The organism is Gudongella sp. DL1XJH-153, from assembly GCF_049310905.1.
In the GTDB taxonomy this organism is placed as follows: domain Bacteria; phylum Bacillota; class Clostridia; order Tissierellales; family Tissierellaceae; genus Gudongella.
The window spans coordinates 1-2,503 of the sequence record NZ_JBMEMN010000063.1 but is presented as its reverse complement, the minus strand read 5'-3'; the positions used below and the strand labels follow the sequence as shown (position 1 = coordinate 2,503).

The 2,503-nt window shown below is 37.4% G+C and carries 2 protein-coding genes; both read left to right on the top strand.

From position 1 onward, the window contains the following. Positions 1 to 108: 108 nt before the first annotated feature. The gene (istA, locus tag ACOEN1_RS13300; RefSeq protein ID WP_422487376.1) at positions 109 to 1,686 is read left to right on the top strand and encodes an IS21 family transposase; all 1,578 of its coding nucleotides are present in this window, start codon (positions 109 to 111) and stop codon (positions 1,684 to 1,686) included. Continuing rightward, positions 1,683 to 2,441, top strand: coding sequence for an IS21-like element helper ATPase IstB (gene istB / locus ACOEN1_RS13295; RefSeq protein WP_422487375.1), 759 nt, complete (start codon positions 1,683 to 1,685; stop codon positions 2,439 to 2,441). Before istA ends, istB begins: the two co-directional genes overlap by 4 nt. Positions 2,442 to 2,503 lie beyond the last annotated feature (62 nt).

Below are 2,503 nucleotides of genomic sequence, written 5' to 3'. Positions count from 1 at the left end.
TGTTTGTGTTAACTTAAAACTGTACCACCATATTAATTGAAAACTGGTCCACCAATAAAATATAATACCCTTTAAAGAGAACTTTAGGGGGGATGGAGGTTGATTAGATTGGACCAGAAAGCAGAAATTCTAATGAGACATTTTAGAGATGGTGACTCACAGAGAAAAATCAGTGATGACTTGAAGATTTCGCGCACAACTGTAAGAAAATACATAGGTGAAGTGAATGCCAAGTTTAAGGAGTTGGATCAATTAGGCCATAATGAGGAAAAACACAGGGAGCAAATCCTCCTTCTGATAGAAGAAATTGCATCCAAGCCAAAATATGATACCAGTAGCAGAACAAAGCTTAAGCTGACAGAAGACATAATTGAAGAAATTAAGAGCATGCTCCTAAGCAATGAAAATAATCGGGCCCTAGGAAGACATAAGCAGTTGATGAAAAACACCGACATACATGAAAAGCTTCTTGAAAAAGGCTATGACATTGGATATACAACCGTCTGTAACTACATCCGAGACAACCATAATACCAAGGAGGCCTACGTAAGACAGGAGTATCAATTGGGAGAAACCATGGAGTTTGACTGGGGTGAAGTTAAATTAACCATCGGTGGAAAGATGCTAACATTCCAAATGGGACTTATGACCACTGCCAAGGGATCACACCACAATGCCCATCTCTACCATAATCAGAAAATGGAAAACTTCCTTGATTTGCATGTAAAGTCTTTCAATGAGGCAGCAGGAATTCATAGGGAAGTAGTGTATGACAATATGAAGCAAGCAGTGAAGAAATTTGTAGGAAGAAATGAAAAAGAGGCAACTGATGATTTAGTCAAACTATCCATGTACTATGGTTTTAAGTACAGATTTTGCAATGTGGCCAAAGGAAATGAAAAGGGGCATGTGGAACGAGGGATAGAATTTGTAAGGAGAAAGGTATTCTCAGGTAAATCTGAATTCGATACACTGGAAGAAGCAAACCAATTTCTAAAGCTACAGCTTAGAAAGCTAAACGGAAGGAAGAGGAATTGGTTAGGCAATGAGAGTCCAAAAGATGTATTAGATAAAGAGAGACCCTATCTGCTACCCCTAAAGCCATCATATGACTCTTCAAGGAGAACAGAGTCAAGAGTTAATAAGTACAGTGTCATAAACATTGACCAGAATAAATACTCAGTTCCCGATTACCTTGTAGGTAAATTTGTAAAGGTGAAAATATACCCTGAAGAGATCAAGATCTACTACAAGGAGTCAAAAATAGCGGAGCACATAAGAAGCTTTCAAAACCATAAATGGATAATTGATATCAATCATTTTATCCATACATTAAAAAAGAAGCCCGGAGCATTGCATTCCAGTGTTGGCAGACACCAGCTAAGTCCAGAGCTTCAAGAAACATATCAAAGATATTATACCAATAATCCAAGGGATTTCATAGAGCTTTTAGAGCTAATAAAAGAAAAAGACACAAATACAGTGCTATCTGCCATAACGGAACTCAAGACCATTAAGGAAAGCCTGGTAACCACAGATAACATAAAAAACATAATCTACAAGCTCCCCAGAGAAGATTTAAGGATAAAGCGTGAAGATGTAGAGATTTTCGAATCATCCACAAAGCAAATACAAGAGTTAAACAATCTTTTCAATCTTGAATCAATGGGGAGGTATGAAAATTGAAGGAGACATTGCAGGAAATAAAGGGATATGTATCAGAATTAAAGATTCCTGGTATAAATCAAGGGTTGAAACAAAAGATAGAGGAAGCATACCGCCAAGACCAGTCATATGAGGACTTTTTGCTAGACATATTTTCAGAAGCCTATGATATGAGGAAAGAAAACGGCAGGAAGAATAGAATCAAAAATGCCAGGTTCCCCTACAAAAAGCATATGGACGAATTGAGGGTAGAGTACTTACCTGAAGATGGCAGGCGAAAGATAAAAGAACTGAAAACCTTAAACTTCATAGAAGAAGGTAGGAACATAATATTGGCAGGAAACCCTGGAACAGGGAAGACGCATATTTCAATAGGTCTAGGAATAGAAGCCTGCAACAAGGGATACAAGGTCTACTTTTCAACAGTGGCCTCATTGATAAATGAACTCAAGGAGACAAGGAGTGAAAAGAAACTATACACCCTTGAGAAGAAATTCGAGAAATACGACTTAATAATAGCAGATGAACTCGGTTATATATCATTTGACAAGGAAGGAAGCGAGCTTTTGTTCACTTTTTTATCCTTAAGGGCAGAAAGAAAATCCACGATAATAACAACGAATTTGTCATTTGATCGCTGGAATGAAGTTTTCAACGATACGGTTCTAACAGCAGCATTGATAGACCGGATGACACACAACTCATATGTGATAAACATGAATGGTGACTCTTACAGAATAAAAGAAACAAAAGAATGGATGAACAGAAGTGATTAAACTACGCTTAAGTGGACCAGTTTTCGATTAAAATATGGTACAGATTTCGATTGACAAATACA